The organism is Mycobacterium sp. 852002-50816_SCH5313054-b (assembly GCF_001667185.1).
GTDB lineage: Bacteria > Actinomycetota > Actinomycetes > Mycobacteriales > Mycobacteriaceae > Mycobacterium.
In genome coordinates this window covers 81,437-108,167 of the sequence record NZ_LZIC01000076.1, presented here as the reverse complement: position 1 = coordinate 108,167, position 26,731 = coordinate 81,437, and the positions used below count along the sequence as shown (strand labels likewise).

Here is a 26,731-nt window from a genome sequence, read left to right as displayed (position 1 = left end):
CGCTCGAGTACCGCGGGCCGACCATAAGGTGATTCCCATTTGCGGTAGCACCTGCGCTACCACGCGTATTCATCGCAGCGGCACCGCTTGGCGCTCCAGCTCGAGAATCTGGCGGGTGGTCTTCACCACCACATCGGGGTTCAGGCTGATCGAGTCGATGCCGGCGCGGACCAGGAACTCGGCCATGTCCGGGTAATCCGAAGGCGCCTGCCCGCACAGCCCCGAGTGGATTCCGTTGCGGCGGCAGCCTTCCACCGCCAGGCGAATCATTTCCTTGACGCCATCGTCGCGTTCGTCGTAGTCGAAAGCCACGATCTCGCTGTCGCGGTCGACGCCGAGGGTCAGCTGGGTCAGGTCGTTGGAACCGATGGAAAAGCCGTCGAAGCGCTGGGCGAACTGATCCAGCAGGATCACGTTGTTCGGGATCTCGCACATCGCGTAGACCTCGAGCCCGTTGTGGCCGCGCCGCAGGCCCAGGTCGGCCATCGTCCGCAGCACCAGGTCAGCCTCGGCCACCCGGCGCACGAACGGGAGCATGATGATGACGTTCGTCAGGCCCATCTCCTCGCGGACCCGCTTCATCGCGCGGCATTCCAGCGCGAAGCCCTCGGCGTAGGCCGGGTGCGCGTAGCGCGAGGCGCCGCGGAAGCCGATCATCGGGTTGCTTTCCGTGGGCTCGAAGGCGGTGCCCCCCAGCAGGCTGGCGTATTCGTTGCTCTTGAAGTCCGACATCCGGACGACCACGGGCTTCGGCCAGAAGGCGGCCGCGATCGTGCCGATTCCCTCGGAGAGGCGCTCGACGAAAAAGGCGCCCCCGTCGGGGTAACCGCGGGTGAGCCGTTCGATCGCCCGGAGATCTTCGGCGTCGCCGACCTTTTCGGGGTGCAGCAGGGCCATCGGGTGGACCTTGATGTACTCGCTGACGATGAATTCCATCCGGGCCAGCCCCACACCGTCATTCGGCAAGAACGACGTCTTGAACGCGAGATCGGGGTTGCCGAGGTTGACCATGATCTGGGTCCGGGGCCGCTGCAGGCCTGCCACTTCGGTGCGATCGACGTGGAAGCCGACCTCGCCGCGGTAGACGCGCCCGGTGTCGCCCTCGACGCAGGACACGGTGACGACCTCGCCGTTGGGGATGCTCGTGGTGGCGTCGCCCGCGCCGACCACGGCCGGGATGCCCAGCTCGCGCGCGATGATCGCCGCGTGGCAGGTGCGCCCGCCGCGGTTGGTGACTATCGCGGCGGCGATCTTCATCACCGGCTCCCAGTCCGGCGTGGTGATGTCGGCGACCAGCACCTGGCCGGGCTGGAAGTCCGACAGATGCTCGGGGTGATCGATTCGTTTCGCCGCGCCCGACGCGACTTTCTCGCCGACGGAACGGCCTTCGGTGAGGACCTCGCCCCTGCCCTCCAGGACGTAGCTCTCCACCGTCGTCAGGCTGCGCTGGGAAGCCGCCGTTTCGGGGCGGGCCTGCACGATGTAGAGCTGCCCGTCGAGACCGTCTTTCGCCCACTCGATGTCCATCGGCCGCCCGTAGTGCCGCTCGATGGTGCACGCATACCCGGCCAGCTCCAAAACATCGGAGTCGGTGACGCAGAAACGGGCCCGGTCGGCCTTCGGGGTGGGGATGTTGCGCGTCGTGTGCTTGGTCCCGCCCTCGACGAAGACCATCTTCACCGCCTTGTCGCCGACCAGCCGGCGCAGCACCGCGCGGTGGCCGGCCAGGTAGGTCGGCTTGTGGACGTAGAACTCGTCGGGGTCGACGGCGCCCTGCACCACGTTCTCGCCAAGGCCATAGGCGCCGGTGATGAAAACGACGTCGTTGAAACCGGATTCGGTGTCCAGGGTGAACATCACCCCGGACGAGGCGAGGTCGGAGCGCACCATCTTCATGATGCCGATCGACAGCGACACCTTGAAATGGTCGAAGCCCTGGTCGACGCGATAGTGGATGGCCCGGTCGGTGAACAGGCTGGCGAAACAACGCCGGCACGCGTCCAGCAGGCTTTCGGTGCCCCTGATGTTGAGGAACGTTTCCTGCTGGCCGGCGAAGCTGGCCGTCGGCAGGTCCTCGGCGGTCGCCGAGCTGCGCACCGCGAGGCTCACCTCCTCGCCGTACTCGTCCTGCATCATCCGGTACGCGGACACGACCTCGGCGGCCAGGTCGTCGGGAAGCCCCGCGCCGTAGACGATCTCGCGGGCGCGTTTGCCCTTGCGCGCCAACGCGGTGACGTCGTCCGGGTCCAGGTCGTCGAGCTCCGCGTGCAGCGCATCCCAGGCGCCGGCGCGGTCCAGGATGTGCCGGTACGCCTGCGCCGTGGTGGCGAACCCGTGTGGGACGCGGATGCCCTGCCCCGACAGCTTCTGGTACATCTCGCCGAGCGAGGCGTTCTTGCCGCCGACCACCGGCACGTCGTCGATGCCGATTTCTTCGAAGAACCGAATGTAGTTGAACCCGCTCATGAACCTCACGATATGGCCCGCCCTTGCCGTCGCGCTGCCGTCATTAGACCCCGAAAGTTGAGGACTTCTGGCTCTGACCCGGGGGCCGCGCGGGGGCGGAAAGTAGCGGGATGGAGCAGTTAACCGCCTTCGACGCCACCTTCCTCGAAGTCGAAGATGCCGATCCGCACGTGAGCCTGGCGGTCGGCGGCGTGTCGATCATCGAGGGGCCCGCTCCCGGCTACGACGAGTTCGTCGCCGCCTTCGCCGACCGCGCGCCGACCGTTCCGCGGTGCAGGCAGGTATTGCGGACCCACCCGCTCGATCTCGGTGCACCCGAATGGGTGGACGACCCGCACTTCGACGTCACCCGCCACCTGCACCGCCTCGCACTGCCGCACCCCGGCGGGGACGCGGAACTGTTCGAGGCGATCGCCAATGTCATGGAGCGACGGCTCGACCGCGAGCGCCCGCTGTGGGAGTGCTACCTCATCGAGGGGCTCAGCGGCGGCCGATGGGCCGTGTTGACCAAGATCCACCACTGCATCGCCGACGGCATCGCGACGACGCGGCTGCTGGCGCGGTTCAGCGACGACGCGGGTGAGAGCGGCGGCACTTTCGCCACCGACATACGCGCCGCCAAACAACCGGACGGTTCCGCGTCGAGCCTGCCCAAGCCCGGCTTCAACCCGTTGAGCTGGGTGAGCGGGATCGGGCGAAGCGCGCTCGCCGCGGCGGCGGCGGCCGAACATGTCGCGGTTGGCGCGGCCGAACTCACGGCAAGCATGTTCAGCCTCGCGCCGCAATCGTCGCTGAGCGGGCCCGTCACCACGATGCGGCGCTTCAGCGCGGCCCGCGTCCGGCTGAGCGACCTGCAGCGGGTCGCACGGGCCTTCGACGTGACCCTCAACGACGTGGCGCTGGCGGCCATCACCGACAGCTACCGCAAAATGCTGCTCGAGCGTGGGGAGCGGCCCGGCCGCAACTCGCTGCGCACGCTCGTCCCCGTTTCGGTCCGCCCGACCAACCACTTCGGCATGACCGACAACCAGGTCTCGGCGATGCTGCCGTTACTGCCGGTCGACGAGGCCGACCCGGTGGAGCAGTTGCGCCTGGTGCACGAACGTCTCACCCGGGCCAAGACCAGCGGTCAGCGCGAGGGGGGCAGTGCGCTGGTGTCGGCGGCCAAGAACGTCCCGTTTGCGTTCACCGCGTGGGCAATTCGCTTGCTGGCGCGGTTGCCCCAACGGGCGGTGGTGGCGCTGGCGACCAACGTCCCGGGTCCGCGAAAGCAGCAGACGCTGATGGGCCGGCGGGTGCAGGAGATCCTGCCCGTCCCCCCGATCGCGCTCCAGCTGCGCACCGGCATCGCGATGCTCAGCTACGCCGACTCCTTCATCTTCGGCATCACCGCCGACTACGACACGGCGCCCGACATCGAGGCGCTCGCCGCGGGAATCGAGAACGGTGTCGCACGGTTGGTGAAGGTCAGCCGCAAACAGGCGAGGGTCGCGCGCGCGTCCGCTACCCGGTAACCGGGCGTTCGTCGGAGCGCTGGACGCGCCGCTGCGCGGTCAGCAGGAGATGGTCGAACTGCGATCGTGAGCCGACGGCCGGCCCGGCACCCTGAAAGTCTTCGATGATCCGCTCGGCCAACCGCCGCAGCTTGACGTTTGCCTCCTGGGACAACCACTTCAGCAGGTTGAACGCGGCGTCGTCGTCGATGTTGTAGATCAGCATCAGCATGCCCTTGGCCTGCTCGATGCTGGCGCGGTGCTCGCTGATCTCGGCCAGCCGCGCGGTGACGAGATCCTCCTGCGCGCGCTCGGCGATGGGCGTGACGTCGATGTAGAACCCGTGCGTCCCGATCACTTCGCCATGCTCGTCGACGAGTTGGTCGCCGACGACGATAATGTGGCGCAGCCGGCCACCGGTGTCGATGATCCGGTGGCGGGTGCTGAACGCCTCGTGAGTGTTGAGGATCTGATCGATCGTCGCCGCGACCTGTCCGCGGTCGTCGGGGTGTTTATGCGCGAGGACCAGGTCGGTGGTCGGGGTGACGCCACCGGGTTCGTAGCCGTGGATCCGCTGCACCTCCTCGGACCATTCCCACCGCTGGTCGGCGAAATAGAACCGGAACCATCCCACCCGTTGGGGCACGCCGCCGGCCAAGGCCTGTTCGACGTACGGTGTCTGGCCGTCTAAATGCCAACTCATCTTGGACCTCGCCTCCCCGGGCAAAGGGCGGCGGTGGCCGCCCTTTGCCCGCCGGTTGATCAGGCGTCGATGACCTCGCGCCTGCCGGCGCTCTCGTCGATGGATCTGTGTCCGTTGCCGCGACCGACGGAGATCTTGCGCGGCTTGGCCTTCTCGGCCACCGGGATGTGCAACCGCAGGACGCCCTCGGCGTAGGACGCCTCGATCCTGTCGGTGTCGAGGTTTTCGCCCAGCACGAGCTGGCGGCTGAACACCCCGCGGGGCCGCTCGGTGGCGAGCATCTCGCGGTTGGGGTCGACGGCCGGCCGCTCGGCGCGGACGGTCACGACGTTGCGCTCGATGTCGATGTCCAGCGAGTCGGCATCGATGCCCGGCAGGTCGAACTCGACGACGAATTGCTCTCCCTCGCGCCACGCGTCCATCGGCATCACGGCGGGCCGGGCGGCCGTGCCGAACACGTGTTGGGTGAAGCGGTCGAGGTCACGGAACGGGTCGGTACGCATCAGCATGGCAGTCACCTCTCACTCCAATCTCTTAGCTCTGAAGCGGGCTATTTCCTATGTCCAATGACATAGAATTGATATAACACTATCGACAGGTCTACGCAAGTGTGATAGACAGATTTTCTGTGGAGGTTCGTAAGGGGATGGCCGATGACCGAGAACACCGGCGACGCGGGTGCGCCGGCGCCCGATCGGGGGGTGTACGGAATCTCCGTGGCCGCCGAGCTTTCCGGCGTCCCGGTGCAGTCGCTGCGCCTGTATGAACGCTACGGGCTGTTGACGCCGGCCCGCAGCCGCGGCGGAACGCGGCGCTACAGCGCCGACGACCTGGCCCGGCTTCGGCGCATCAGCGCGCTGGTGGACGCCGGGGTCAACCTGGCCGGCATCGCGCGCATCCTGAACCTGGAAGACGACAACGCCGCGCTGTCGGCGGCGAACACCAACGTGCGCTCCAGCGCCCGCAACATGCGGGACACGGCGAAGACGGCGGGAGCCGAGAAGCGGACCGGCGACTAGTTGGCTCGGCGCCGCCGGGGCGGCGCGGAATGCCGGCGTAACTCGTCGAGCGGCAACGCGTTCCATGTTGAGCGCGCGTCTGGCGCCTGGCGGGACCTCTCGCCTGTGGTGGCCGAGTTCGCCATGCGTTCCGGTTTGGTTTCGCTACTCGCTTTGCACTTCGTTCTCGGGACCATAGACTTCGTGATGTGCGTCGACGCGTCGGATTTGTCGCCGCCACATGACAGGAGTGGGGATTTTGCCGGGTGGCGGCATGATGGGAGTACGCGCACCAAATACCCTCGAGGGGGTGAAGCTGTGCTGGAAGATGCGAACACGGTGGCGGCCCAGCTGACCGCACTGATTGCCGACCTCGATCGCCACGGCACCGAAACGAGCGTCGGTCTGCAGGAACTTGTCGACAGTGGGACCCGGTACGTCGCCGGCTGCCAGTACGCGGGGATCACCCTGGCGGACAAGACGAAGGCTGTCACCAACGTGGCCGCGACGCATCGCTATCCGATGGTCCTGGACGCGATCCAGAACCGGTATGGGGAAGGGCCGTGTCTGTCGGCCGTGTGGCAGCACCACGTGATGCATGTCGAGGATCTCAACGTCGATCAACGCTGGCCGAACTATCAACGGCAGGCGCTCGAGCAGACGCCCATTCGATCGATCCTGTCGTATGAATTGTTCGCCGACAGCAGGAACATGGCCGCGCTCAACTTCTACGCCGAGTATCCGCACGCATTCACCGGCGAATCATTGGAGCTCGGCGGCGTTTTCGCCACGCACGTCGCCCTGGCGTGGTCGGTCATGCGCCGCCAGGACCAATTCCGCAGCGCCTTGGCGTCACGGGACATCATCGGCCAGGCCAAGGGTGTCATCATGGAACGCTTCAAGCTCGATGCCGTCGAAGCGTTCGAATTGCTCTCCCGGCTCTCGCAAAATTCCAATACCAAAGTGATCGAGATCGCCAGGTCACTGATCGACACCGAGCATCCGCTCAACCGACGCGAGCGGATCGGGCGCGGCGCGTAAACCCCGCCCTCGCGGCCCGCCCGCGCCGTTTCGGCCGGCGCGACGCGGGTATGTGCGATGCACATGAAAGCTGTCACGTGGCAGGGCAAGCGCGACGTTCGCGTCGAATCGGTGCCCGACCCGAAAATCGAACGCCCCACCGACGCCATCGTCGAGGTCACCTCGACCAACATCTGCGGGTCCGACCTGCACCTCTACGAAATCCTCGGCGCCTTCATGAATGCCGGGGACATCCTGGGCCACGAACCGATGGGGATCGTGCGCGAGGTCGGTCCCGAGACGGGCGACCTGCGCGTCGGCGACCGGGTCGTCATCCCGTTCCAGATCTCCTGCGGCCGTTGTTACATGTGCGATAAGCGGCTCTACACCCAGTGCGAAACCACCCAGGTGCGCGACCAGGGCATGGGCGCGGCGCTGTTCGGCTACTCGGAGCTATACGGCGAAATCCCCGGCGGCCAAGCCGAACTGCTGCGCGTCCCACAGGCGCAGTTCACACACATCAAAGTCCCTGAGGGGCCGCCGGATTCGCGCTTCGTCTACCTCTCCGACGTGCTGCCGACCGCCTGGCAGGCGGTCGACTACGCCGACATTCCAGACGGCGGATCGGTGACCGTGCTGGGCCTGGGACCCATCGGGGACATGGCCGCGCGCATCGCCGACCACCTCGGCTACCGGGTCATCGCCGTCGACCTGGTGCCCGAACGCCTGGCCCGGGCGGCCGAGCGCGGCATTCACACGATCGATCTGAGTCGGCTCGACGCGCCCCTCGGGGACGCGATCCGCGATCTGACCGACGGCCGCGGCACCGACTCGGTGATCGATGCGGTGGGGATGGAGTCGCACGGGTCGCCCGCCGCGCGGCTGGCACAACAGGCGAGCGGGATGTTGCCGGACTTCATCGGTAAGCGGGTCATGCAAACCGCCGGCGTAGACCGCCTCACCGCCCTGTATTCCGCAATCGACATCGTGCGGCGCGGCGGCACCATCTCCCTGATCGGGGTCTACGGCGGGATGGCCGATCCGTTGCCCATGCTGACCCTCTTCGACAAGCAGGTGACTGTGCGGATGGGGCAGGCCAACGTGAAGAGGTGGGTCGACGACATCATGCCGCTGCTGACCGACGACGACCCTCTCGGCGTCGACACGTTCGCCACCCACGTGCTACCCCTCGATCAGGCGCCACACGCTTATGAGATCTTCCAGAAAAAGCAGGACGGCGCGGTAAAGGTCATGTTAAAGCCTTGAAAACCGCTCTGCGGCAACGCCTTCCGAAGCTCCGTTTGGGGGAGGCCGCGGTAGGGTATCAAATGCGCCATGACCAGCCCAGAAGCGCTTGCCCCCACGCCCACCGGTGAAGTGTGGCCGGGCAGGGCCTATCCGCTGGGCGCGACGTATGACGGCGCGGGCACCAACTTCGCGGTGTTCAGCGAGGTGGCCGAGCGGGTGGAGCTGTGCCTGTTCGACGCCGACGGGGCGGAGAGCCGGGTCGCGTTGCCCGAGGTCGACGGGTTCGTCTGGCACGCCTACATCCCCGGCATCGAACCCGGCCAGCGCTACGGCTACCGCGTGCACGGCCCGTACGAGCCGGAGAACGGCCTGCGGTGCAACCCGAACAAGCTGCTGGTGGACCCGTATTCGAAGGCCATCGACGGCAGCTTCGAGTGGAACCAGTCGCTGTTCAGCTACAACTTCGACAACCCCGACAGCCGCAACGACGACGACTCCGCTCCCAGCATGCCCAAGTCGGTGGTGATCAGCCCCTACTTCGACTGGGGCAACGACCGGCCGCCGGACCACCAGTACGCCGACACCGTCATCTACGAGGCGCACGTCAAGGGCCTGACCCAGACCCATCCCGACATCCCCGAACAGCTGCGCGGCACGTACTCGGCCGTGGCGCACCCGGTGATCATCGAGCACCTCAAGAGCCTCGGCGTCACCGCCATCGAGCTGATGCCGGTGCATCACTTCGCCAACGACTCGACCCTGGTGGACAAGGGCCTCTCGAATTACTGGGGCTACAACACGATCGGGTTCTTCGCGCCCGACTTCAAGTACTCCAGCGCGACCTCCCCGGGCGGGCAGGTGCAGGAGTTCAAGGCGATGGTGCGGGCCCTGCACGAGGCGGGCATCGAGGTGATCCTCGACGTCGTCTACAACCACACCGCGGAGGGCAATCACCTGGGCCCGACGCTGTCGATGCGGGGAATCGACAACGCCGCCTACTACCGGCTGGTCGACGACGACAAGCGCTACTACATGGACTACACCGGCACGGGCAACAGCCTCAACGCCGGGCATCCGCACGCGCTGCAGCTGATCATGGACTCGTTGCGCTACTGGGTGCTCGAGATGCATGTCGACGGCTTCCGGTTCGACCTGGCCGCCACCCTGGCCCGCGAATTCTACGACGTCGACCGGCTGGCGACGTTTTTCGAACTGGTGCAACAGGATCCGACGATCAGCCAGGTCAAGCTGATCGCCGAACCGTGGGACGTCGGCCCCGGCGGCTACCAGGTGGGCAACTTCCCGCCGCAGTGGACGGAATGGAACGGCAAGTACCGCGACACCGTCCGGGACTTCTGGCGCGGCGAGCCGGCGACGCTCGACGAGTTCGCCTACCGCCTGTCCGGGTCCGCCGACCTCTACGAGCACACCGCGCGCCGGCCGGTGGCCTCGATCAACTTCGTCATCGCGCACGACGGGTTCACGCTGCGGGACCTGGTGTCCTACAACGAAAAACACAACGAGGCCAACGGCGAGGACAACAACGACGGCGAAAGCCACAACCGGTCGTGGAACTGCGGCGCTGAGGGGCCGACCGACGACCCGGACGTCAATGCGCTGCGGGCCCGCCAGCAGCGCAACTTCCTCACCACGCTGCTGCTCTCCCAGGGTGTGCCGATGATCTGCCACGGCGACGAGCTGGGCCGCACGCAAGACGGCAACAACAACGGCTACTGCCAGGACAACGAGCTCACCTGGATCGATTGGACAAAAGCGGATAACGGCCTGCTGGAATTCACCCGCGCGGTGTCGGAACTGCGCGGCAACCACCCGGTGTTCCGCCGGCGCCGGTTCTTTTCCGGCAAGCCGCTGGGCCGCCGCGGCCAGGATGGGCTGCCGGACATCGCCTGGTTCACCCCCGAGGGCACCGAGATGACCGAGGAGGACTGGGGCGCGGGGTTCGCGAAGTCGGTCGCGGTGTTCCTCAACGGTCACGGCATCCCCGATCGCGACGCCCGGGGGCAGCGAGTGCTCGACGACTCGTTCCTGTTGTGCTTCAACGCCCACCACGAGCCGATCGAATTCACGCTGCCGCCAAAGGAATTCGGCGCCTCCTGGCAGCTCGTGGTCTTCACCGGACCCGAGGAGGAGACGCCGGCGGAGGAGGTTCCGGGGGGCGGCGCGCTCACCGTGGACGCCCACACCGCCGTGGTGCTGCAGGCCCCCGACCGCGGCTGAGCCGGTTGACGGAATTCCGCCCGACCGTTACGTAGCGGACCCCTGGTAGATACGCTGTGCCTGCAGCGGGCTCGTTACAAGAGAGGGCAAATATGTCAAGGACAGTGGTGGTGGGCGCCTCGAGCGGGCTCGGGCGCTGCATCGGTGTCGGCCTCGCCCGGCGCGGCGATCACGTCGCGCTGTTGGCCCGGCGCCGCGAGCGCATCGAGGCCGCCGCGCAGGAGGCGGGACCGGGCGCGGTCGCCGTCGAATGCGACGTGACCGACGAGGCGTCCTGCCGATCGGCGATCGCCGCCGCCGCCGAAGCGCTCGGCGGGCTCGACAACCTGGTGTACACGCCGGCCATCGGCCCGCTGGTGCGCATGGTCGACACCGACGCCGAGACGTGGCGGCGCGTCTTTGACACCAACGTCGTCGGCGCCGCGCTGGTCACGGCGGCGGCGATGCCGCACCTGACCGAGTCGACGGGCAAGGTTGTTTACCTGGCTTCCGATGCCGGTACCTTCGGGCCGCCCTGGCCGGGGCTCGGCGCGTACGGCGTCAGCAAGGCGGCCCTGGAACGACTGGTGGAGGCCTGGCGGGCCGAGCACCCGGACGTCGGCTTCACCAACCTCATCGTGGGCGAATGCGCGGGCGGCGAGGGCGACGGCCAGACGGGCATGAACATTGGCTGGGACATGGACTTGGCCATGAAGGCCGTCCCGTTGTGGGCCTCCCGCGGCTGCATGCCCGGCAAGCTGATGCCGGTCGAAGATCTCGTCGACGTGGTTCACACGATCCTGCGCACCAACGCGTCGACGTCGATGCCGGTCGTGGTCGCCCGGGGTGCGCCCGCCAGCCCCGCGGCGTTCGCCGACTCCGCCCAGTCCTAGCGGCGATCGAAAGCGCGGCGGTGGGGGTACCACCCGCTTGCGGGGGACCGGGCGTCGCGGGTCGCCGCGGTCAGCGCAGCCCCAGCTTCTCCCGGACCAGGTCGGTCAGGAAGTGCCCGGCCGAGGCGGGCCGGAAGGCGCGCGCGGCGTCGGTGAGCGCGTCGCGAGATTCCGCGGGCAGCTCGACGTCCGCGGCGGCGACGTTGAACTCGAGCTGCTCGACGCTGGACGCGCCGGGAATGGCGACGACGCCCGGCAGGTGGATCAGCCAGGCCAGCGCCACCTGTGCCGGCTTGGCCCCGACCGTGGCGGCGACGTCGCGCAGCGTCTGCAGCAGCGGCTCGATGCGGCGCAGGTTCTCGGTGCCGAACAACGGGTTCACCGCGCGCACGCCACCGGGGCGGTTGCCCAGGCCGTACTTGCCGCCGAGTAGCCCCTGGGCCAGCGGACTGTAGGCGATCACGATGCGGTTCTCGCGCTCGGCGAAGGGCACCAGGTCCTCGAGCGCGCCGGCATGGGCGAGCGAGAAATGCACCTGGTTGCTGATCACCGGCCGCCCCAGCGCCGCGTCGGCCTTGCGCCACCGCGCCAGCGAGTAGTTCGAGACGCCGGCCGCGCCGATCTTTCCGTCGTCGAGCAGGTCGCGCATCCCCGGCATGATCACCGAGTCGGGCACCACGGGGTTGGGCTGGTGGATCTGGTAGAGCGGGATGCGGTCCAGGCCCAGCCGGCGCGCGCTGGCGCGCTCCCGCTGCTTGACCACCGCGGGGAACGGGGCCACCGGGAAGACCTTGCTGGCCACCGCGACCTCGGCGCGCTCGTCGCCGAGCGCCTCGCCGAGTATCCGCTCGCTCTTGCCCAGGCCGTACACCTCGGCCGTGTCGAACAGCGTGACCCCCAGGGCGCGGGCCCGGCGCACGATGTCGCGCGCGGCGCCGGAGGAGTAACCCTCCCCGTAGCCCCACTCCCGCGACCCGAACTGCCAGGTGCCCAGGCCGATTCGGCTGACCCGCCCGACCCCGTCGACGTCCAGATATTTCATGTGGCCACCCTACTTGGGCGGCTCTGAGCCCTAGCCCGGGATCTTGTTGAGCACGAAGTTGGCGATGCTCACCGCCGTGGCCCGCGGGCGGTCGGCGTCGGTGGTGCCGCTGTAGGACACGTACAGGTCGACGACGACGTTGGCCTTGGCCGCGATCGCGCGGGCGGAGCGCACCTGCAGCCCCTTGGGGGTCAGCCCCAACGTGGTGATGCCGTTGCCGGCGTCGGCGGGCGCGCTCACCGCGAACGGGATGGCGCCGGCCTCGGGGATCGTCACGCTCACGGTCGTTCCGCCGCACTGGCGCCACCCGTCCTGCAGCTTCTGCAGTTGCGATTGGGCCGCCGGGGCATCGCGAAACGCCGCCGCGGCGTCGATCACCTGGACCGACTTGAGCAGGCTGCGGGTGTCGGAGAATTCCGCCGCGTGGTAGCCGAAAAGGGCGTCGACGCTGTAAGCGTCCGGGGTCCCCGGGGCGATGGCGCCCCAGCACTCCGGACGGTCGATCGTGCCCTCCCGGTCGGATCGGGCCGGGTGGTCCCACGTCTGGCCGGCCTCGAGGTTCTGGTCATCGGTGATGGTCTTCAGGTCGCCGTCGCTGGGCAACAGCGTGGCCACGCCGCCCGGCGCGACCGTGGGACCCGGCGTCGCCGCGGCCGTAGTGGCCGGCGCAGCGGTCCGGGCCGGAGTGGACCGAAACGCGGCCAGGGTGGCCCACCCGAGAAGGGCAAGCACCGCGAGGGTGACGAACGCGTACGACAGCCCCACCCCGGCCAGCGCCCGGCTTCGGCCGGCCTCGCCCGTGCGGCGGATCCGCGCCAGCGCCAGGTGTCCCAGGATCGCGCCGGCGGGCGGGGACAGGAAAGCGAACACCAGCGACTGCGTCGCCAGCGTGTTGACGGGCGGGCGGTACGGCGGCGGCGGTGGCGCGACGGCCGGTGGCGGCGCCGCCGGCGGCGCCGCTGGCGGCACGCGACCGAGCGGATCGTAACTGAACGGGCCATACCCGAGCGGATCCTGAGGATTCACGCGGCGGCCTCCTCCTTAGCCTGCGACCCTGCGCCGAATGTAGTCCGTTGGAAACGAAAACGGCAGTTCCTACAAGTCGACGTTTGAGGAATTCGGCGTCGGGTACGCGCGCGATGTGGGTTTTCTTGTCGGGTCGTGGCCAGAGAACTGGCACCGCAGCCGGATGTTTCGAATCCTGTCCCTCGGCGGCTACGTCGCCTTCGACTTGCCCAGGGTCGTAACGGGTTTGGGCGCCGCCCTGCTCGCCGGCGTCGCCGCCGTGCACGGCTACCTGATGTACGCGGTCGCCAACCGGGACGCGCTGCCCGCGGCCTTCGTGGTGTACGCCGGCGCGGTGATCGCGGCGTGCCTACTGGCCGCCATCGGCATGGCCTTCGGCCGCAATCCCGCTGTGACACAAGCGGGTTGGTATTTCGGCAGCCTGCTCTCGGCCGGCATTCTCGGCGTTGACGTTGCCACGCGGATCGCCAGCCTGCCCGGCATGACCGCCGTCACCGGGCGGTGGGACGTGGCGCCGGCGACCTTCGCGCTCGCCTTCGCGGGCGCCTTCATCGGACTGCACGTGTCGGTGCTGCTGGGCATCAATGTCGCCTACCCGCGACGGCAGCACTGGGACGACTGAGCGGGCGGCACATATGACCGAGATCGTGCTCGACTACCCGGCATGGCTGCGCATCGACCACTGGCTCAACGTCCTGTTTCTGACGTTGTTGCTGCGCAGCGGCATCGAGATCCTGTCCACCCACCCCAAGCTGTACTGGCGTGAGGACAGCAAGCCCGGCACCGAGTGGGCGCGCTTCACCACCAAGACGATGCCGACCGACAAGCTCTACGACACCCTCGACGAGGAGGAGGACTACAGCCCGCTGGTGGCGCTGCCCGGCCACAAGAAGCTCGGCATGGGGCGGCACTGGCACTTCATCTCGGTGATCGGCTGGGTCCTGGTCGGGCTGTCGTACTACATCCTGCTGTTCGCCACGGGCCAATGGCACCGGTACTGGCCCCACTCGTGGGCGACGTTCGTGGAAGCCGGCAACGACATCGTCACCTACATGACGTTCAACCTGCCCCCGGTGCTGCCCAACGAGCCGCTGGATGCCATCCAGAAGCTGACCTACGGAGGCGTCATCTTCGTGCTGGCGCCGTTCCAAATCCTCACCGGTGCGGCGCAGTCCCCGGCGATCGAGGCCCGCTTCCCCTGGTTCGTGCGGGCCTGGGGTGGCCGGCAATCCGCGCGCAGCCTGCACTTCCTCGGACTGGTCGCGTTCCTGGTCTTCATCGCGATCCACGTCTCGATGGTCTTCTTCTGGGGCTGGGGCCAGCTCAACTCCTCGATGATCCTGGGCTCGGTCCGAAACATCACGTTGGGAACCGTGTTGTCTTTCGTGATCATCGGCGCGATCGTCGCCATTCACGTCGCCGCGACGGTGTGGAGTCTGCGCCGCCCGGTCCAGGTCCGCCGCGTTCTCGGCGCCGTCATCACGCGGGCCCGGCTCATCCTGTTGCGCCCGCTGGACTCGCGGCAGGACTATCCGGAACGGATGCTGTCGGAGGAACACCGCGTCAACGGCAAGCCGCCGTGCTCGGCCGAGTACAAGGTGATGGCGGTGCACAACTTCGTCGACTGGCGGCTGCGCGTCGGTGGGCTCGTCGAGGAGCCGGTGACGCTGGATCTTGCGGCCCTGCGCGCGCTGGCCGACGCCCAAAGCCAGCGGGTGCTGCACAACTGCGTCCAGGGCTGGTCGAGCATCGGTGAATGGAAGGGGCTCCCGCTGGCGGCTCTGGCCGACCTGGTGCGCCCGCTTCCCCAGGCGCGCTTCGTGTGCTTCCTGACGATGCAGGACACCGGACGCGACGAACCCAGCGCGGAGGGGGAGGGACAGTTCTACGAGGTGATGGATCTCGAACTCGCCTACAAGCCGCAGACCATCCTGGCGTACGAGATGAACGGAAAACCGTTGCCCATCAAGCACGGTGCGCCGCTGCGGCTGCGGGTGGAGACGCAGGTCGGCTTCAAGATGGCCAAATGGATCGACCAGATCGAGTTCGTCGACGACCACCGCGGCATCGGATACGGGCTGGGCGGCTGGCGAGAGGACAACGTCCACTACGACAAGGACGTGGAGATCTGACATGACTGACGACGCCACCCTGGTGCGCCCGGAGCTGATCGCCCTGTATGCGGCGGCCCGCGAACGGGTGTCGGCGCAGATCACGGCCAAGGGCGGGTACTGCGAATGCTGCGGGGCGACGGACTTCGACGTCGGTGACGCCCTGTATCTCGGCTTCCTGTTCCTCGACGAGGATTCCAACGCCTACATGGTCGCGCTGACCTGTCGCAACCCGGATTGCGCCAAGCCGCGGACCGGAATCATCCTGTCGGAGAAGGATTTTCTCAGCGACGGGGACGGAAGCGTTTCGCCCTGGCGGGCGGGCGGTCGGTGAAATTCGGCTGGGCGAGCCGGAATCGGTCGATCAGGTGCGACAGCGTGCGCAGTTCGTCACGCAACGCGTGAAATCGCCGCTCGTCGGCCTCGTCGAGCCGGCCCAGCGAGCTGTAGTGCACCAGCCGGCGCAGCCTCCCGGCCAGCACCGTGCCCCACCGGATGCTGAAGTCGTAGCGCTGGCCTTCGCTGATCGCCTCGGCGTCGTCCTGTGTGGCAAGGTCCTTGAGCGCCTTGATCTGTTGGGTGATCAGTTCGACGTCGTTGTCGATGTCGATCGCCTCGCGGGCGGGATTTTGCGTTGCGCTCATCGGTTTCTCCTAACCCTCCCAGCTGCCTCACAGACGGCTTCACAGATGCGGCTTGGCGACGCTGATCACATCCGGCGCGCCGGCCAGCGTGAGATAGACGCGGTGGGGCCCGATGGCCATGCCCGAGAGGCGGGCGGATCGCACGGCGCCCCCGGGAAGGGCCGCCCGGTAGTCGGTCACGCGGATCACCGGAATCTTCTTGTCCGGAAAGCCGGTGAAGCTGTCGGTCTCGAGCGTGACGACCTCACGGTCGGTGGCCGCGTAGATCCGGGTGTCATCGGTGCCGAGTTCGCGGATCGGCGAGGGCAACTGGGCGCTGGCCAGCACCTCCATCCCCCTGCCCCCGCGGCGCGAATCGACGGCATACAGCGTGTTGCTGTCGTGTCCGGCGACGTAGTTGCGGGTGTCCGCGGCGCCGTCGCCCGCCGAGACGGCGACGTCCACGCCCAGCGTGCCGCGCTGCTGCGGTGGCGACGTAAAGCCTTCGTAATAGCGGATTCCCGATGCTCCGTACACGTGGTAGTCGATCTTTCGCCCGCGGTTGGCGCCGTCGATGCTGTCCGCCGGGTCGTCGGAAATGGGTGCCGTCGGCAGCTTGCGGAAGCCGTACTGGTCCACCGGCGTCACCGCCGTCCCGTCCGCCGAGAGGGCGAGCAATATCCGCATCCCGGCGTCTTCGGCCAGGTAGGCCGGGGCCGGGCCGGCGTCGAAATCGCCGATCTGGCGCAGGCTTTCGAGATCGACGGCGGCGACCCTGCCGCGCTCGGGCTGCGGCACGAACACGACCCGGTCGTCCTTCTGGCTGATCTGCAGGTTGCGTCCCACCGCCATGGGCGCGGACAGGCGCGTCTTCGCGTCGTCGGGGCGCGCGCCCTGGGTGACCTCGGCCACCCGGTGATCGTCGGTGATGGCGACCAGGGCGTGCGTGCGATAGGACCACACGGGCTGGCGCAGCGCCGCGCCGACCGACCACAACACCACCGCCGGCGCGCTCTCCAGCGTCGATCCGGGCGTCGCGCAGCCGGCCGCCACGGTGACGGCGCCCAGAGCGCCGGCCATCGCCACCCGCCACGGCATCGCTGTCCTGCCTTTCACCTAGGCATTTTCCGGATGATTACCCCAATAGGCCCACCTCACACGTGTTTTTCCCGCCGCGGGGCGCCACCCGTTTGGTGGCCGCGCCCCTCGGGTAGCCGCTGGAGAGCGCGCAGCGGCCCGCGCGCCCAGTTGGAACAAATGGCTTGCTGACCCGGCGTTTTCACCCTGACCCGTAGGGGTATGCCCGCGGGCATGACGCCCCCCGGCAGTGCCGCAAGATACCTGCCCGAGGATCGCGGGCTCGAGGCGCTGCGGGACGCGGCCGGCCGGTGCCACGGCTGTCCGCTGTACGCCGACGCCACCCAAACGGTTTTCGGCCACGGGCATCCCGGGGCGCCGCTCATGCTCGTGGGTGAGCAGCCGGGGGACCAGGAGGACCGCGCCGGCCTGCCGTTCGTCGGGCCCGCGGGCCGGTTGCTGGCGCGGGCGCTCGACGACGCCGGCATCGACCCGACGCTGACGTACCAGACCAACGCCGTCAAGCACTTCAAGTTCACCCGCAAGGGCGGCAAGCGGCGGATCCACCAGAAACCCAGCCGCACCGAGGTGGTCGCGTGCCGGCCGTGGCTGATCGCCGAGATCGAGGCGGTGCGGCCGCAGGTGATCGTGTGCCTCGGCGCGACTGCAGCGCAATCGCTTCTCGGAGCGGCGTTTCGGGTGTCCACCCAGCGCGGTGCGGCGATCGGATTCCCTAGCACGGTCGACGTGCGGCTGGACCCGGAGCCGGTCGTCGTGGCGACGGTGCACCCGTCGTCGGTGCTGCGCGATCGCAGCGATTCCCACGACGAGGCCTACAAGTCATTCGTCGACGACCTGCGCAGCGCCCGGGCCGCTTCCGCGCGTTGAGCCAAGAGTTGGGCCGGGGCTCAACTCTTCTTGTGCGGCAAGAACTCCTGCGCCTTGGTTTTCAGCCCCACCTTGACGAAGCCGACGCGGTCCTCGTCGCCGGACAGCACCGCGGTGGTGGCCGCCTTGAACTGATCCCAGGTAGCGTGCGGCGGAATCGGCGGCATGTCGGGGTCGGTGTAGACGTCCAGCACCGTGGGACGGTCCGCGGACAGCGCGTTGCGCCAGGCATCCCCGAGCTCGTCGGGGTCCTTGATCGCCATCGCATTGAGGCCGAGGCTGGCCGCGAATCCCGCGAAGTCGATGTCGGGAAGGTTCTGCGACTCCGCGAATTTCGGCGAGCCGGCCATCGCGCGCATCTCCCAGGTGACCTGGTTGAGGTCGTTGTTGTGCAGGATCGCCACGATCAGGCGGGGGTCGGCCCACTCCTGCCAGTACCGCTTGATCGTGATGAGTTCGGCCATCCCGTTCATCTGCATGGCGCCGTCGCCGGCGAACACGACGACGGGGCGGTTCGGGTGGGCGAACTTCGCGCCGATGCCGTACGGCACGCCGGGGCCCATCGTCGCGAGCGTGCCCGACAGCGAGCCGCGCATGTTGCCACGGAACCGCAGGTTTCGCGCATACCAGTTCGCCGACGAACCGGAATCCGCCGTGACGATGGCGTTGTCGGGCAGCTGCGGGGACAGCTCGGAGAACAACCGCATGGGGTTGATCGGGTCGGCGCTGACCTTCGCCTCCATGTCCATGGTTTCCCACCAGCGCGCCACGTTGGATTCGATGGTGTCGCGCCAGCCCCGGTCCTCCTTGCGCCGCAGATGCGGAATCAGGGCCCGCAGCGCGGCCTTCGCGTCGGACACCAGGTTGACCTCGTAGGGGTACCGCATCCCGATGAACCGGCCGTCGACGTCGATCTGCACGGCGCGGCACTGCCCGAACTCCGGCAGGAACTGGGTGTAGGGGAAGCTGGACCCCACCGTCAGCAGGGTGTCGCAGTCGCGCATCAGCTCGTAGCTGGGCCGGGTGCCCAGCAATCCGATCGATCCGGTGACCCAGGGCAATTCGTCGCTGAGCACGTCCTTGCCCAGCAGCGCCTTGGCGGCCCCGGCGCCGAGCAGGTCGGCGATCTCGATCAGTTCGTCGCGGGCCCCGCTGGCGCCGTTGCCGACGAGCATGGCGACCCGTTTCCCCTCGTTGAGCACCTCGGCCGCGCGCCGGATCGCCCCGTCGTCGGGAGAAACCGCCGGCCATTCGATGCCCAGGCTGGAGGGCACCATCTTGAATGCGTGAGTGGGCGGTGAGTACGGCAGCTCCTGCACGTCGGACGGGATGATCAGCGCCGTCGGTGCCCGCTGTGCCAACGCCACCCGGATCGCGCGGTCCAGCACGTTGGGCAATTGCTCTGGGACAGTGACCATTTGAACGTAGTCGCTGGCAACGTCCTTATACAGGCTTATCAGGTCGACTTCCTGCTGATAGGACCCGCCCATCGCGCTGCGGTTGGTTTGCCCGACGATTGCCACCACGGGAACGTGGTCGAGCTTGGCGTCGTAAAGGCCGTTGAGCAGGTGGATCGCGCCGGGGCCCGACGTGGCCATGCAGATCCCGACCCGATCGGTGAACTTGGCGTACCCCACCGCCTCGAACGCGCTCATCTCCTCGTGCCGCGACTGGATGAACATGGGCTTGTTGTCGGCGCGTCCGAACGCGGCGAGGATGCCGTTGATGCCGTCGCCGGGGTACCCGAATACGTGCTCGACGCCCCAGGTCCGCAGCCGCTCCAACAGGTAGTCCGAGACCTCTTGCTTAGACATTGAGTGCCCTCCTAGTCACAAAGATGGGGTGTCGTTCGGCCGCGCAGCGGCGTGTTCGCCGCGCCGAACCGAACCAGACCCCGGATCGCCATGGGTTCGACTTTCCGGGCAGCTTTCCGAGCAGCGCTATCGCGCGTGCGCCGGCGCACCGATTCCCGCATACCCGAATTCGGCAGCCTTATTCCTGCGGCGGCCGTCAGGTTTGGTCAGCCGCCGCGGCACCGCCGAGGCGATCGCTGGGCTCTGCGCGTCCGCGCCGCTGACTCACGCGCTCTTGGCCAGTGAGCCATTCCCAGATTCGCTGTGGCCCTTGGCTACTCGGCGAATCAGCATGCGGGTCGCCTTCTCCAGGATTTCCTGCGCGGCATCGGGCCGGCGGGCGCGTTCGGCGCGGCGCGCGGCCGCTTCGATCGTCAGTCCCTGCTCATAGCCGCTGACGACGCGAGGGTCCACATAGGACCCGCGCGCCACGGCCGGGGTGTTGCCGAGCTCCTCGGCGACCTCCTTCATGACGGCGGACTCGACGCGCTTGATCACCCGCTGCGAGACGGGCGGGTCTGCGTCGGCGAACGCCGCGGCGGCGAGCACGGTGCCGTGCCAGGTCCGCAGGTCCTTGACGGAGTACTCGTTGCCCACCATTTCTTTGAATCGGGCGTTGAGGTCATCGGAACGGATGTCGATCCAACCGGAGTCCTTGCGGCACACCAGCAATCGATCGGTGCGCTCCGGGCGCCGCATCAGCGCACGCACGGCCCGAACGATGTCGGCGTCCTCGATTTCCACGGTGCGCCGCACCCCGCTCTTGGCCGGGTAGTCGAATTCGACCGCGTTGCGATGCACGGTCACGTGACTGCACAGCAGGGTGGCCATGCCGTAGGACTCGTTCTCCTCGGCGTACTGTTCGCCGCCGGCGCGAAAATAACCGCGGTCGAGCAGGCGCAGCGCGACCGCGAGCACCCGCTCGCGGGTCAGCCCCCGGCGCGACAGGTCTCTGGAGATGCGCGCCCGCCACAGCGGTAACTGCACCGACAGCTCCAGCACGCGGTCGAATTTTTCCTCGGCGCGCTCCTGCTGCCAGGCGGCGTGGTAGAGGTACTGCCGGCGGCCGGCCGCGTCGGTGCCGACCGCCTGAATGTGGCCATTCGGGTGCGGCGAGATCCACACCTTCTTCCATGCGGGCGGAATGACGAGATCCTTGATGCGCGCCAGGGTTTCCGGGTCGGACAGCCGTTTGCCCTCGGGGTCGTAGTAGGCGAAGCCCTTGCCCCGGCGTTTGCGTCCGATCCCCGGCTTGCCGAGATCGCTGCGTCGCAGCCGCACCTTGACCTCCAGTCCCGTTGGTTGACTGGACAATTACCCGCGGGTCCGCAACGCGAAACGACCCGCCACGGCGCTGTGGCGGGTCGTTTGCCCCATCGTCAGCGGGGTCAGCCGGCCATGAACTCCTGGTAGGCCGACTCCAGGGTGGGCGGCAGCGCCTTGACGTTGCACTGCCGCTCGGTGTCGCCGATCGGCGCCAGGATGCCGCGCAGGTCGTAGTACTGCTGCGGGTGGGCGGTGAAGTAGCCGCGCAGGCTGGACGCAGCCTCCGGCCGCGACTGGCCGAAGGCGGCGGTGACCGCCTGGTTGGCGTCCGGGTGAGCGGCCAGGTACTGCTGCGCCGCGCCCTGCGCCGAGGAAACGGTCGCGTTCACGCCGCCCGGGCTGCAGTCGGGTGCTGCCGCCGCCGAAGGGGCACCGATGATGCCCATGGTCAGTCCCCCGAGCAGGAGGCCCGCGCTGACGCCGGCGACTCGCCGGCGCGCGACGATACTGCTGTTTTTCATGATTGGTTTTGTCCTTCGAGATACATGTGCATGACTTGCGATGGAGGTTCCCGAGCCCTCGAAAACCAAAGTAGCGGAGGCGAACAGTGGCGCCGTCGGCCAAAATCGGGCAAACCGCGCCGCGCGCCGCTCGCGGCCGTCGGCGGGCGGGTTTTTGCTAAGCGGGCAACCAAATTTCCCCGCCAATGCTGAGAATTCTTAGAGAACGGCACCGGATCTTAAGCAATCGTGATCCGGATCGTGACGAAACCGTGACCTCGTTCGCGGGCGCGACGGGCCGCTAGGGCGCGTTGCGCTGGGCCTCGCCCTGGCGGGCCAGCCCCATCAGGAGCCGGCGGCGCGCGTGGATGAAGTCGTGGGTGCGTTGCAGGGCCTCGGGCACCGAATCGACCACGGGCAGGCCGTGGTCGGTGACCACGCGGGTCAGCCGGCGCAGGGCCGCCCCGCTGACGACGTTGTTGTGCAGTTGGGCCGCGCGGTGCTCCTCGTCGAGGAGCAGCAGCACCCGCAGGCCGGCGCTGCCCAGGAAGTCCAGCTGGCTGACATCGAGGACCAGTGGGGCCTTGAGTCGCGCAAAGCGTCGAACCACCTGTGCGACGAGCTCGGCGTTGGACTCGTCGATGTCCCCGTCGATGCGCAGGACGGTGGCCAGGCTGCGCGCGTGAACGTGCACCTGCGCCCCTGCGCAGTCGATCACGTAGCGGCTGCGCGGTTCTCCGCAGCCGCCGGCTCTGGAATCGAGTGAAGAAGTCATGCGTTTCGCCCCTCAAAGTGTGGTGAGCAGGGCGAGCGACTGCGCTGTCCTACACGCCGCTCGTAATACGGCAGCTGTGGATTCAACTTGTCACGAGCCTAGCCGGTCTAGCCCTCGCCGGCATCGAGAACGCCCCTACCGCGGCGCCGCATCGCGAAGTCTTCGTTTCTCGGCTAGGCCGCACCGCCGCTCAAGTCTTCGAAAAGTCCCGCAGCCGCAGCCTCGTCGGCGCGGCGCCGTCGCCGTCGGCCGAATCGCCGTCGGCGGCGGCGGGGGCCAGGGTGTGCAGCCAGGTATCGACGTTGGGGCCGACGACCACCGCGCCATCGCAAGGCAGCAGCGCCCCGGTGCCGAGCGCGCCGAGCGCGGGCTGCACGACGCGCACGCGACGGTTGTCGCCTTGCCGGGCCAGCAGTTTCGACGTGAGCTCCGGCAGGCGGACGGCCTCCGGGCCGGTGATTGTGCGCGGCGGATGCGTCTGACCCAGCGCGGCCTCCACGAGCACATCGGCAACGGTGTCGGCGGCGACGGGCTGGATCAGCCAGTCCTGGACGGTCACCTCGCCGTCGTGAGAATCCACCGCGGCAGGGTTGGTGGCGAACTCGTACCACTGGGTGGATTTCACGAGCGTCACCGGAACCGGGCTGTCGAGGAGAATGGCCTTCGCCGCCCGTTTGGCCTCGTAATACGGAAACCCGTCGAACACTGGGTCTTCCACGCCGGCGAGCGTCGACACGACCAGTCGCCGGATGTCCCGCGCGGCGCACGCGCCCACGATGTTGCGGGTTGCGGTGGCCACCGTCTGGACGATGTTGGACCGCCCACCCTCCGGCGACGGGTCGCAGACGTCGATCACGACATCCACCCCCGCGAGTGCCTCGAACAGCCCCGGCCCGTACAGCACGTCGACGCCCTGGCGGCGGGAGATCTCGACCACCCCGACGTCGCGGGCCTTCAGCCTGGCGACGACCCGGGATCCGGCCGTACCGGTCGCCCCGATGACAGCGATGGTGCTCAGTGACGCCACCCCCTTACCTGGTCGACGGCTGGAACTACCCGGGAATCGAGTTTTCAAACGCGTTTGTTCGCGCGGCGAAGCGGTCGCGTGATCATCCGCACAGGATCGCCGCGAGGTTGTTTGGCCGCGTTCCGGGTGGGAAGCCGGTAATTGCGAATCAAGACGTAACCATCGAAAGGGAGGTCGACCCATGGGGGACGACAAGAGCGGTCCGCAGGAAGCCGTCAAGGGCGCCGTCGAAGGCGTCAAGGGCAAGGTCAAGGAGGTTGGCGGAACCGTCACCGGTCGCGACGACCTCGTCCAGGAGGGCCAGGCGCAGCAGGACAAGGCCGACGCCCAGCGCGACGCGGGCAAGAAGGAAGCCGAAGCAGAGTCGGCGCGCGCCGGCGCGAAGGCCGCCGAAGAGCGCCAGAAGGAAAACCAGTAAGTCGATTCCAGGAGGGGTCCGGTCCGGATGTCGGGCCGGACCCCTTATTTTTTCGTTGGTTTCAACTCGGCTCGTCGGGTTACTCCCGGCAAGAACCGGGACCGGTGTTGAAGAGGTGGGCGATGGGCTTGCGCGGCGGCGTGTCGAGCATCGTGGCGTTCCTGCGCGCCGGTTACCCGAGCCACGCGCCCGCCGTCGGCTATGCGCCGCTGCTGGCGCTGATGCCGCGGCGGGTCTGCAGCGACGAGGTCGCGATCATCGCGGGCGCGTTGATCGGTCGGCAGCGTCGGCCCATCGATAACGCGGATGTCGGCGTGCAGATCACCCGCGTCACCGACGACATGCCCTCACTCGAGGACATCGATCGCGTTCAACGCCGACTCGATGCGATGGGGCGGGCCGGCGGCTAAGCGCACGGCTCATGCGCGCTCCAGGTCGACGACCAGCGGCCGGTGATCCGAGATCGGCATCTCATCGGACCCGACCGCGGCGCCGCGCAGACCGGCGTCGTCGGTCAGGATGTGGTCGAGCTGGCGGTGGGGGGTCTGCGCGGGAAACGTCGCGGCCGCCGCCAGCGGTCGCATGCCCGACCAGCGGCGGGCCGCGTCGGGCGTCATGTTGAGATCGCCGGTCAGCAGGCGGGGACCCGGGAAGCCGCTCAGGTCGCGGATCAGCCGGCGCAGCTGGCGCCGATTCCAGCCGGGCACGAAGGACAGATGCGTGTTGGCCACCGTCAGCCCGCCCCACGGGGTGTGCAGCTGCGCGATCACTGCCGCCCGCGGTTCCTCGTCGACGACCATCACCCGGTTGGGTCCCGGCAGGTACATGGGGAACCGCATCGGAATCCGCGGCAAGCGCACCACCTGCCAACTGGCCGCCGGAAACCGGGACAGCAGCGCGATCCCGTAGGCGGCGGTCCCGGGTTGTTCGTGGCCGGTGGCGGCCATCCAGGTCGCACCAGGGGTGCCGGAGATCGCGGCCACGAACCGGTGCTCGACCGCTCCCATCGCCTCGGCCGCCACCGCGGTGAGGTCCGCGAGCGAGGAACGCGGCTGGTCACAATCGACCTCCTGCAGGGAAAGCACGTCCGGATCCAGGCGGCGCACGCAGTCCGCCAACCGTGCGGGATGCACCCCGTTGCCGACGGTGCGGCCGTGCAGGATGTTGAAGGTCGCTACGCGCATAGGTGTTTCGATACCCACTCTCGGCCGTGCCCACCACTCCCGGGTGCCTGCGCGGCCAGCCGAGGCTAGCTGAACACCACTTCGCCCACCGCGAGCAGCCGCTGCAAGACGAAGGCCGGCAACACGGGCGGGGCGCCGACGCCGCCCGGCTCGAGCTGGCTGCGGAAACAATGGGCCGCAAGGCGTTTGCGATCGAGCGCCCAACCGGGCACCCCTACGGACCGGGCCCGCTCCCACGGCACCGCGGGGTCGGCCGGGCTGGCCCAGTGCCACATCCACACCGGGTATTCGAGCAGCTTCACGCCGGTGCGCTCGCAGGCCTTGGCGGCCGCACGTCCAACCGCTTCGTGGTCGGGATGCCCGTCGCCCCGCCAGGTGGCGGCGCACCAGGTCCCGGGAGCGGTGCCCTCGAGGATCCCCGTGAGCAGTCCGGCGACCCTCTCCTCGTGGTCGGCCAGCTCACCGTCGGGCAGGCCCAGCGACACCGGCGCGGAGACACCTAAAACGGCTGCCGCCCTACGCACTTCGTATCTGCGCGTGATTTCCGCGCGCGCCCGCTCCCGCGGCGTCGCGCCCGGCCGGGCGGCACCGCCGTCGCTGACCGTGACCACTTGGACGTCGGCGCCCGCGGCGACCAGTTGTGCGATCGTCGCGCCGAGGCCGAGCGTCTCGTCGTCGGGGTGGGCGGCGACGACGACCAGCCCGGGGCAGGCGCTCAGATCCAGTGGCGGCGGCCGTCGGCCGTCGAGGGCCGCCAGCCACAACGGAACCGGGGTGCCGCCGCGGGTCAGCGGCTTGGCCGCGAACTTGGCACGATTGCTCGCGGGAAGTGCGCTCAGGGGCCGCTCGATGGTGGTCATTGCGGCCGCCCGACGAGTCTCCCGAGCTCGGCCAGATCCCGCTCGGCGTGGCTTTGTCGTATGTAGATGGTCAGGTCGGCGACCCGCTGCGCGTGCCGGCCGTCCTGACACAGCGGGCCGGGCCCGAGGGCGCGGCCGGTGCGCGTGATCGCCTCGTCGGCCGCGTGTTCCACCACCGTGCGGGCGCGGCGGGCCAGCAGTTGGGCGGTCTCGGACCGGTCGAATGGGTCCGAGTCGATCTGCATCGCCGCCGCGGCCAGGATCGCGTCGCCCGCGGCGAGCGCGGCGTCCACCGCGCCCAGGTGCGCCAGCGAATACGCATCAGCCGATTTGCTTGTGGCGCACCGATACAGCGGTTCGGCGACCCTGCGCGCGCCGCCCAGCCAGCAAGCGGCCACGCCGATCGCGCCGTGCCAGAGTCCCGGCCGATCGAAGTAGGCGTCGGGATCGCCGACGGCGACGGCCTGGGCGTTGGTGAACTGCACCGCCCGGGTGTCGCTGCCGGCCATCCCGACGTTCCACCACGTGGTCGGCAACGCCTTGACGGCGGGTTCGGTGACCGACACCGCGAACAGGCCGTGCCTGCCGTCGTCGAGCCGGGCGGTCACCAGGGCGTTGGTGCAGAACCCGGCGCCCGAACACCACACCTTGGTGCCGTTGAGGACGACCGCGCCGCCGCTGATTCTGGTGGCGATCAGCTCCGCGTCGGGCGATTCGGCCGCCCACACACCCCACAGCTGCCCGGAATCGGGCGGCTTGCCGCCCAGCTCATGCAGGATCGCGACGGCGTCGACGTGGGACTCGGCGATCCGGGCCGCCACGATGTCGTCTTCGGCCAGCCGTGCCAGCCGCTGCCAGCGTTCGGCGGTGCGCCCCGAGGCTGGCAACGGCAGCTCGAGTCGTCCCGACTCCAGCCAGTGCTTCACCAACCCCGCCGTCATGCACACTCACCCGCCGCCGATCTCGCCGGGGCCCCGCGGGCACGGCGAGCGTAGGAAACGGGGGCTGACATAACACAAAGGTTTGCCAGTCTGAACCCCGCT

27 protein-coding genes are annotated in these 26,731 nt (G+C 68.5%); 12 read left to right on the top strand and 15 right to left on the bottom strand.

Features of this window, described 5'->3' with window-relative positions; genetic code table 11:
• Positions 1 to 69: 69 nt before the first annotated feature.
• The gene (gene ppsA / locus A5787_RS17165) at positions 70 to 2,466 is read right to left on the bottom strand and encodes a phosphoenolpyruvate synthase (RefSeq protein WP_066969071.1); all 2,397 of its coding nucleotides are present in this window, start codon (positions 2,464 to 2,466) and stop codon (positions 70 to 72) included.
• Positions 2,467 to 2,576: 110 nt separating this feature from the next.
• Between ppsA and A5787_RS17160 the strand changes: the two genes are divergently transcribed.
• Complete coding sequence (locus tag A5787_RS17160; protein ID WP_066969069.1) at positions 2,577 to 3,980, top strand: wax ester/triacylglycerol synthase family O-acyltransferase; 1,404 nt, start codon at positions 2,577 to 2,579, stop codon at positions 3,978 to 3,980.
• Here the strand turns inward: A5787_RS17160 and A5787_RS17155 are convergent.
• Complete coding sequence (locus A5787_RS17155) at positions 3,970 to 4,662, bottom strand: PAS and ANTAR domain-containing protein (protein ID WP_066969067.1); 693 nt, start codon at positions 4,660 to 4,662, stop codon at positions 3,970 to 3,972. The two genes, A5787_RS17160 and A5787_RS17155, sit on opposite strands and share 11 nt — an antisense overlap.
• A 59-nt stretch (positions 4,663 to 4,721) precedes the next feature.
• Positions 4,722 to 5,171 carry an Hsp20/alpha crystallin family protein gene (locus tag A5787_RS17150; RefSeq protein WP_066969065.1) on the bottom strand — a complete coding sequence of 150 codons (450 nt, stop codon included), beginning with the start codon at positions 5,169 to 5,171 and terminating at the stop codon, positions 4,722 to 4,724.
• Positions 5,172 to 5,315: 144 nt separating this feature from the next.
• Between A5787_RS17150 and A5787_RS17145 the strand changes: the two genes are divergently transcribed.
• The 5 genes from A5787_RS17145 to A5787_RS17125 all read left to right on the top strand — a co-directional run bounded on the left by A5787_RS17145 (position 5,316) and on the right by A5787_RS17125 (position 11,038).
• Entirely contained in the window at positions 5,316 to 5,681 is a 366-nt protein-coding gene (locus A5787_RS17145) for a helix-turn-helix transcriptional regulator (protein WP_066969064.1), read from the top strand.
• A gap of 297 nt (positions 5,682 to 5,978) precedes the next feature.
• A complete protein-coding gene (locus A5787_RS17140; protein ID WP_066969062.1) occupies positions 5,979 to 6,701 on the top strand; it encodes a GAF and ANTAR domain-containing protein in 723 nt (240 codons plus the stop codon).
• Between the two features lie 63 nt (positions 6,702 to 6,764).
• Positions 6,765 to 7,946 (top strand): zinc-dependent alcohol dehydrogenase, encoded by a 1,182-nt coding sequence (locus A5787_RS17135; RefSeq protein WP_066969060.1) that lies wholly within the window; start codon positions 6,765 to 6,767, stop codon positions 7,944 to 7,946.
• Positions 7,947 to 8,015: 69 nt separating this feature from the next.
• A complete protein-coding gene (gene glgX, locus A5787_RS17130; RefSeq protein WP_066969057.1) occupies positions 8,016 to 10,166 on the top strand; it encodes a glycogen debranching protein GlgX in 2,151 nt (716 codons plus the stop codon).
• A gap of 104 nt (positions 10,167 to 10,270) precedes the next feature.
• A complete protein-coding gene (locus A5787_RS17125) occupies positions 10,271 to 11,038 on the top strand; it encodes an SDR family oxidoreductase (RefSeq protein ID WP_082977274.1) in 768 nt (255 codons plus the stop codon).
• 70 nt (positions 11,039 to 11,108) lie between these two features.
• Here the strand turns inward: A5787_RS17125 and A5787_RS17120 are convergent, their stop codons facing one another.
• Together A5787_RS17120 and A5787_RS17115 are read right to left on the bottom strand one after the other, a co-directional pair.
• Positions 11,109 to 12,080 carry an aldo/keto reductase gene (locus A5787_RS17120; RefSeq protein ID WP_066969053.1) on the bottom strand — a complete coding sequence of 324 codons (972 nt, stop codon included), beginning with the start codon at positions 12,078 to 12,080 and terminating at the stop codon, positions 11,109 to 11,111.
• A 30-nt stretch (positions 12,081 to 12,110) separates the two neighbouring features.
• Positions 12,111 to 13,106 (bottom strand): sensor domain-containing protein, encoded by a 996-nt coding sequence (locus tag A5787_RS17115; RefSeq protein WP_066969051.1) that lies wholly within the window; start codon positions 13,104 to 13,106, stop codon positions 12,111 to 12,113.
• A 163-nt stretch (positions 13,107 to 13,269) separates the two neighbouring features.
• Here A5787_RS17115 and A5787_RS17110 point away from each other — a divergent pair, with 163 nt between their 5' ends.
• From A5787_RS17110 to A5787_RS17100, 3 genes are read left to right on the top strand one after another with little or no spacing between them, the layout of a single operon-like run.
• Entirely contained in the window at positions 13,270 to 13,728 is a 459-nt protein-coding gene (locus A5787_RS17110; protein WP_066969049.1) for an oxidoreductase, read from the top strand.
• A gap of 13 nt (positions 13,729 to 13,741) precedes the next feature.
• Complete coding sequence (locus A5787_RS17105; RefSeq protein ID WP_066969048.1) at positions 13,742 to 15,238, top strand: molybdopterin-dependent oxidoreductase; 1,497 nt, start codon at positions 13,742 to 13,744, stop codon at positions 15,236 to 15,238.
• A gap of 1 nt (position 15,239) precedes the next feature.
• On the top strand, positions 15,240 to 15,551 hold the full coding sequence (locus A5787_RS17100) for a hypothetical protein (protein WP_066969046.1): 312 nt from the start codon (positions 15,240 to 15,242) through the stop codon (positions 15,549 to 15,551).
• Here A5787_RS17100 and A5787_RS17095 read toward each other — a convergent pair.
• Together A5787_RS17095 and A5787_RS17090 are read right to left on the bottom strand one after the other, a co-directional pair.
• Positions 15,502 to 15,861 (bottom strand): hypothetical protein, encoded by a 360-nt coding sequence (locus A5787_RS17095; protein ID WP_066969044.1) that lies wholly within the window; start codon positions 15,859 to 15,861, stop codon positions 15,502 to 15,504. The two genes, A5787_RS17100 and A5787_RS17095, sit on opposite strands and share 50 nt — an antisense overlap.
• Positions 15,862 to 15,900: 39 nt before the next feature.
• Positions 15,901 to 16,920 carry a hypothetical protein gene (locus tag A5787_RS17090; RefSeq protein WP_369829130.1) on the bottom strand — a complete coding sequence of 340 codons (1,020 nt, stop codon included), beginning with the start codon at positions 16,918 to 16,920 and terminating at the stop codon, positions 15,901 to 15,903.
• 231 nt (positions 16,921 to 17,151) lie between these two features.
• On the opposite strand from A5787_RS17090, the gene A5787_RS17085 reads away from it, so the two are divergent.
• The gene (locus A5787_RS17085) at positions 17,152 to 17,805 is read left to right on the top strand and encodes a UdgX family uracil-DNA binding protein (RefSeq protein ID WP_197507190.1); all 654 of its coding nucleotides are present in this window, start codon (positions 17,152 to 17,154) and stop codon (positions 17,803 to 17,805) included.
• A gap of 20 nt (positions 17,806 to 17,825) precedes the next feature.
• On the opposite strand, the gene A5787_RS17080 is transcribed toward A5787_RS17085, so the two are convergent.
• The 5 genes from A5787_RS17080 to A5787_RS17060 form a co-directional block, all read right to left on the bottom strand.
• Complete coding sequence (locus tag A5787_RS17080; protein WP_066969038.1) at positions 17,826 to 19,619, bottom strand: thiamine pyrophosphate-requiring protein; 1,794 nt, start codon at positions 19,617 to 19,619, stop codon at positions 17,826 to 17,828.
• A 264-nt stretch (positions 19,620 to 19,883) separates the two neighbouring features.
• Positions 19,884 to 20,939 carry a DNA topoisomerase IB gene (locus A5787_RS17075; RefSeq protein ID WP_066969036.1) on the bottom strand — a complete coding sequence of 352 codons (1,056 nt, stop codon included), beginning with the start codon at positions 20,937 to 20,939 and terminating at the stop codon, positions 19,884 to 19,886.
• 107 nt (positions 20,940 to 21,046) lie between these two features.
• On the bottom strand, positions 21,047 to 21,445 hold the full coding sequence (locus tag A5787_RS17070) for a heme-binding protein (protein ID WP_066969034.1): 399 nt from the start codon (positions 21,443 to 21,445) through the stop codon (positions 21,047 to 21,049).
• Positions 21,446 to 21,725: 280 nt separating this feature from the next.
• Positions 21,726 to 22,199 carry an STAS domain-containing protein gene (locus A5787_RS17065; protein WP_082977273.1) on the bottom strand — a complete coding sequence of 158 codons (474 nt, stop codon included), beginning with the start codon at positions 22,197 to 22,199 and terminating at the stop codon, positions 21,726 to 21,728.
• A gap of 190 nt (positions 22,200 to 22,389) precedes the next feature.
• A complete protein-coding gene (locus A5787_RS17060) occupies positions 22,390 to 23,226 on the bottom strand; it encodes an SDR family oxidoreductase (protein ID WP_066969032.1) in 837 nt (278 codons plus the stop codon).
• Between the two features lie 181 nt (positions 23,227 to 23,407).
• Here A5787_RS17060 and A5787_RS17055 point away from each other — a divergent pair, with 181 nt between their 5' ends.
• On the top strand, positions 23,408 to 23,644 hold the full coding sequence (locus A5787_RS17055; RefSeq protein ID WP_066969030.1) for a general stress protein CsbD: 237 nt from the start codon (positions 23,408 to 23,410) through the stop codon (positions 23,642 to 23,644).
• 122 nt (positions 23,645 to 23,766) lie between these two features.
• Positions 23,767 to 24,054, top strand: a complete 288-nt coding sequence (locus A5787_RS17050; protein WP_066969028.1) for a DUF3349 domain-containing protein — start codon at positions 23,767 to 23,769, stop codon at positions 24,052 to 24,054.
• 9 nt (positions 24,055 to 24,063) lie between these two features.
• Here the strand turns inward: A5787_RS17050 and A5787_RS17045 are convergent, their stop codons facing one another.
• The 3 genes from A5787_RS17045 to A5787_RS17035 form a co-directional block, all read right to left on the bottom strand.
• A complete protein-coding gene (locus A5787_RS17045) occupies positions 24,064 to 24,828 on the bottom strand; it encodes an endonuclease/exonuclease/phosphatase family protein (RefSeq protein WP_066969026.1) in 765 nt (254 codons plus the stop codon).
• A 65-nt stretch (positions 24,829 to 24,893) separates the two neighbouring features.
• Positions 24,894 to 25,667: a PIG-L deacetylase family protein gene (locus A5787_RS17040; protein WP_066969120.1), complete on the bottom strand. Its 774-nt coding sequence runs from the start codon at positions 25,665 to 25,667 to the stop codon at positions 24,894 to 24,896.
• A gap of 17 nt (positions 25,668 to 25,684) precedes the next feature.
• Positions 25,685 to 26,629, bottom strand: a complete 945-nt coding sequence (locus tag A5787_RS17035) for an acyl-CoA dehydrogenase family protein (protein WP_066969024.1) — start codon at positions 26,627 to 26,629, stop codon at positions 25,685 to 25,687.
• Between the last annotated feature and the right edge of the window lie 102 nt (positions 26,630 to 26,731).

Bases quoted from the DNA above. Each gene is read 5' to 3' on its own strand.
- ppsA (WP_066969071.1), bottom strand. From the start codon at position 2,466: ATGAGCGGGTTCAACTACATTCGGTTCTTCGAAGAAATCGGCATCGAC.
- A5787_RS17160 (WP_066969069.1), top strand. From the start codon at position 2,577: ATGGAGCAGTTAACCGCCTTCGACGCCACCTTCCTCGAAGTCGAAGAT.
- A5787_RS17155 (WP_066969067.1), bottom strand. From the start codon at position 4,662: ATGAGTTGGCATTTAGACGGCCAGACACCGTACGTCGAACAGGCCTTG.
- A5787_RS17150 (WP_066969065.1), bottom strand. From the start codon at position 5,171: ATGCTGATGCGTACCGACCCGTTCCGTGACCTCGACCGCTTCACCCAA.
- A5787_RS17145 (WP_066969064.1), top strand. From the start codon at position 5,316: ATGACCGAGAACACCGGCGACGCGGGTGCGCCGGCGCCCGATCGGGGG.
- A5787_RS17135 (WP_066969060.1), top strand. From the start codon at position 6,765: ATGAAAGCTGTCACGTGGCAGGGCAAGCGCGACGTTCGCGTCGAATCG.
- glgX (WP_066969057.1), top strand. From the start codon at position 8,016: ATGACCAGCCCAGAAGCGCTTGCCCCCACGCCCACCGGTGAAGTGTGG.
- A5787_RS17120 (WP_066969053.1), bottom strand. From the start codon at position 12,080: ATGAAATATCTGGACGTCGACGGGGTCGGGCGGGTCAGCCGAATCGGC.
- A5787_RS17110 (WP_066969049.1), top strand. From the start codon at position 13,270: ATGTTTCGAATCCTGTCCCTCGGCGGCTACGTCGCCTTCGACTTGCCC.
- A5787_RS17105 (WP_066969048.1), top strand. From the start codon at position 13,742: ATGACCGAGATCGTGCTCGACTACCCGGCATGGCTGCGCATCGACCAC.
- A5787_RS17100 (WP_066969046.1), top strand. From the start codon at position 15,240: ATGACTGACGACGCCACCCTGGTGCGCCCGGAGCTGATCGCCCTGTAT.
- A5787_RS17095 (WP_066969044.1), bottom strand. From the start codon at position 15,861: ATGAGCGCAACGCAAAATCCCGCCCGCGAGGCGATCGACATCGACAAC.
- A5787_RS17090 (WP_369829130.1), bottom strand. From the start codon at position 16,920: ATGGCCGGCGCTCTGGGCGCCGTCACCGTGGCGGCCGGCTGCGCGACG.
- A5787_RS17085 (WP_197507190.1), top strand. From the start codon at position 17,152: ATGACGCCCCCCGGCAGTGCCGCAAGATACCTGCCCGAGGATCGCGGG.
- A5787_RS17080 (WP_066969038.1), bottom strand. From the start codon at position 19,619: ATGTCTAAGCAAGAGGTCTCGGACTACCTGTTGGAGCGGCTGCGGACC.
- A5787_RS17070 (WP_066969034.1), bottom strand. From the start codon at position 21,445: ATGAAAAACAGCAGTATCGTCGCGCGCCGGCGAGTCGCCGGCGTCAGC.
- A5787_RS17065 (WP_082977273.1), bottom strand. From the start codon at position 22,199: ATGACTTCTTCACTCGATTCCAGAGCCGGCGGCTGCGGAGAACCGCGC.
- A5787_RS17055 (WP_066969030.1), top strand. From the start codon at position 23,408: ATGGGGGACGACAAGAGCGGTCCGCAGGAAGCCGTCAAGGGCGCCGTC.
- A5787_RS17050 (WP_066969028.1), top strand. From the start codon at position 23,767: ATGGGCTTGCGCGGCGGCGTGTCGAGCATCGTGGCGTTCCTGCGCGCC.
- A5787_RS17045 (WP_066969026.1), bottom strand. From the start codon at position 24,828: ATGCGCGTAGCGACCTTCAACATCCTGCACGGCCGCACCGTCGGCAAC.
- A5787_RS17035 (WP_066969024.1), bottom strand. From the start codon at position 26,629: ATGACGGCGGGGTTGGTGAAGCACTGGCTGGAGTCGGGACGACTCGAG.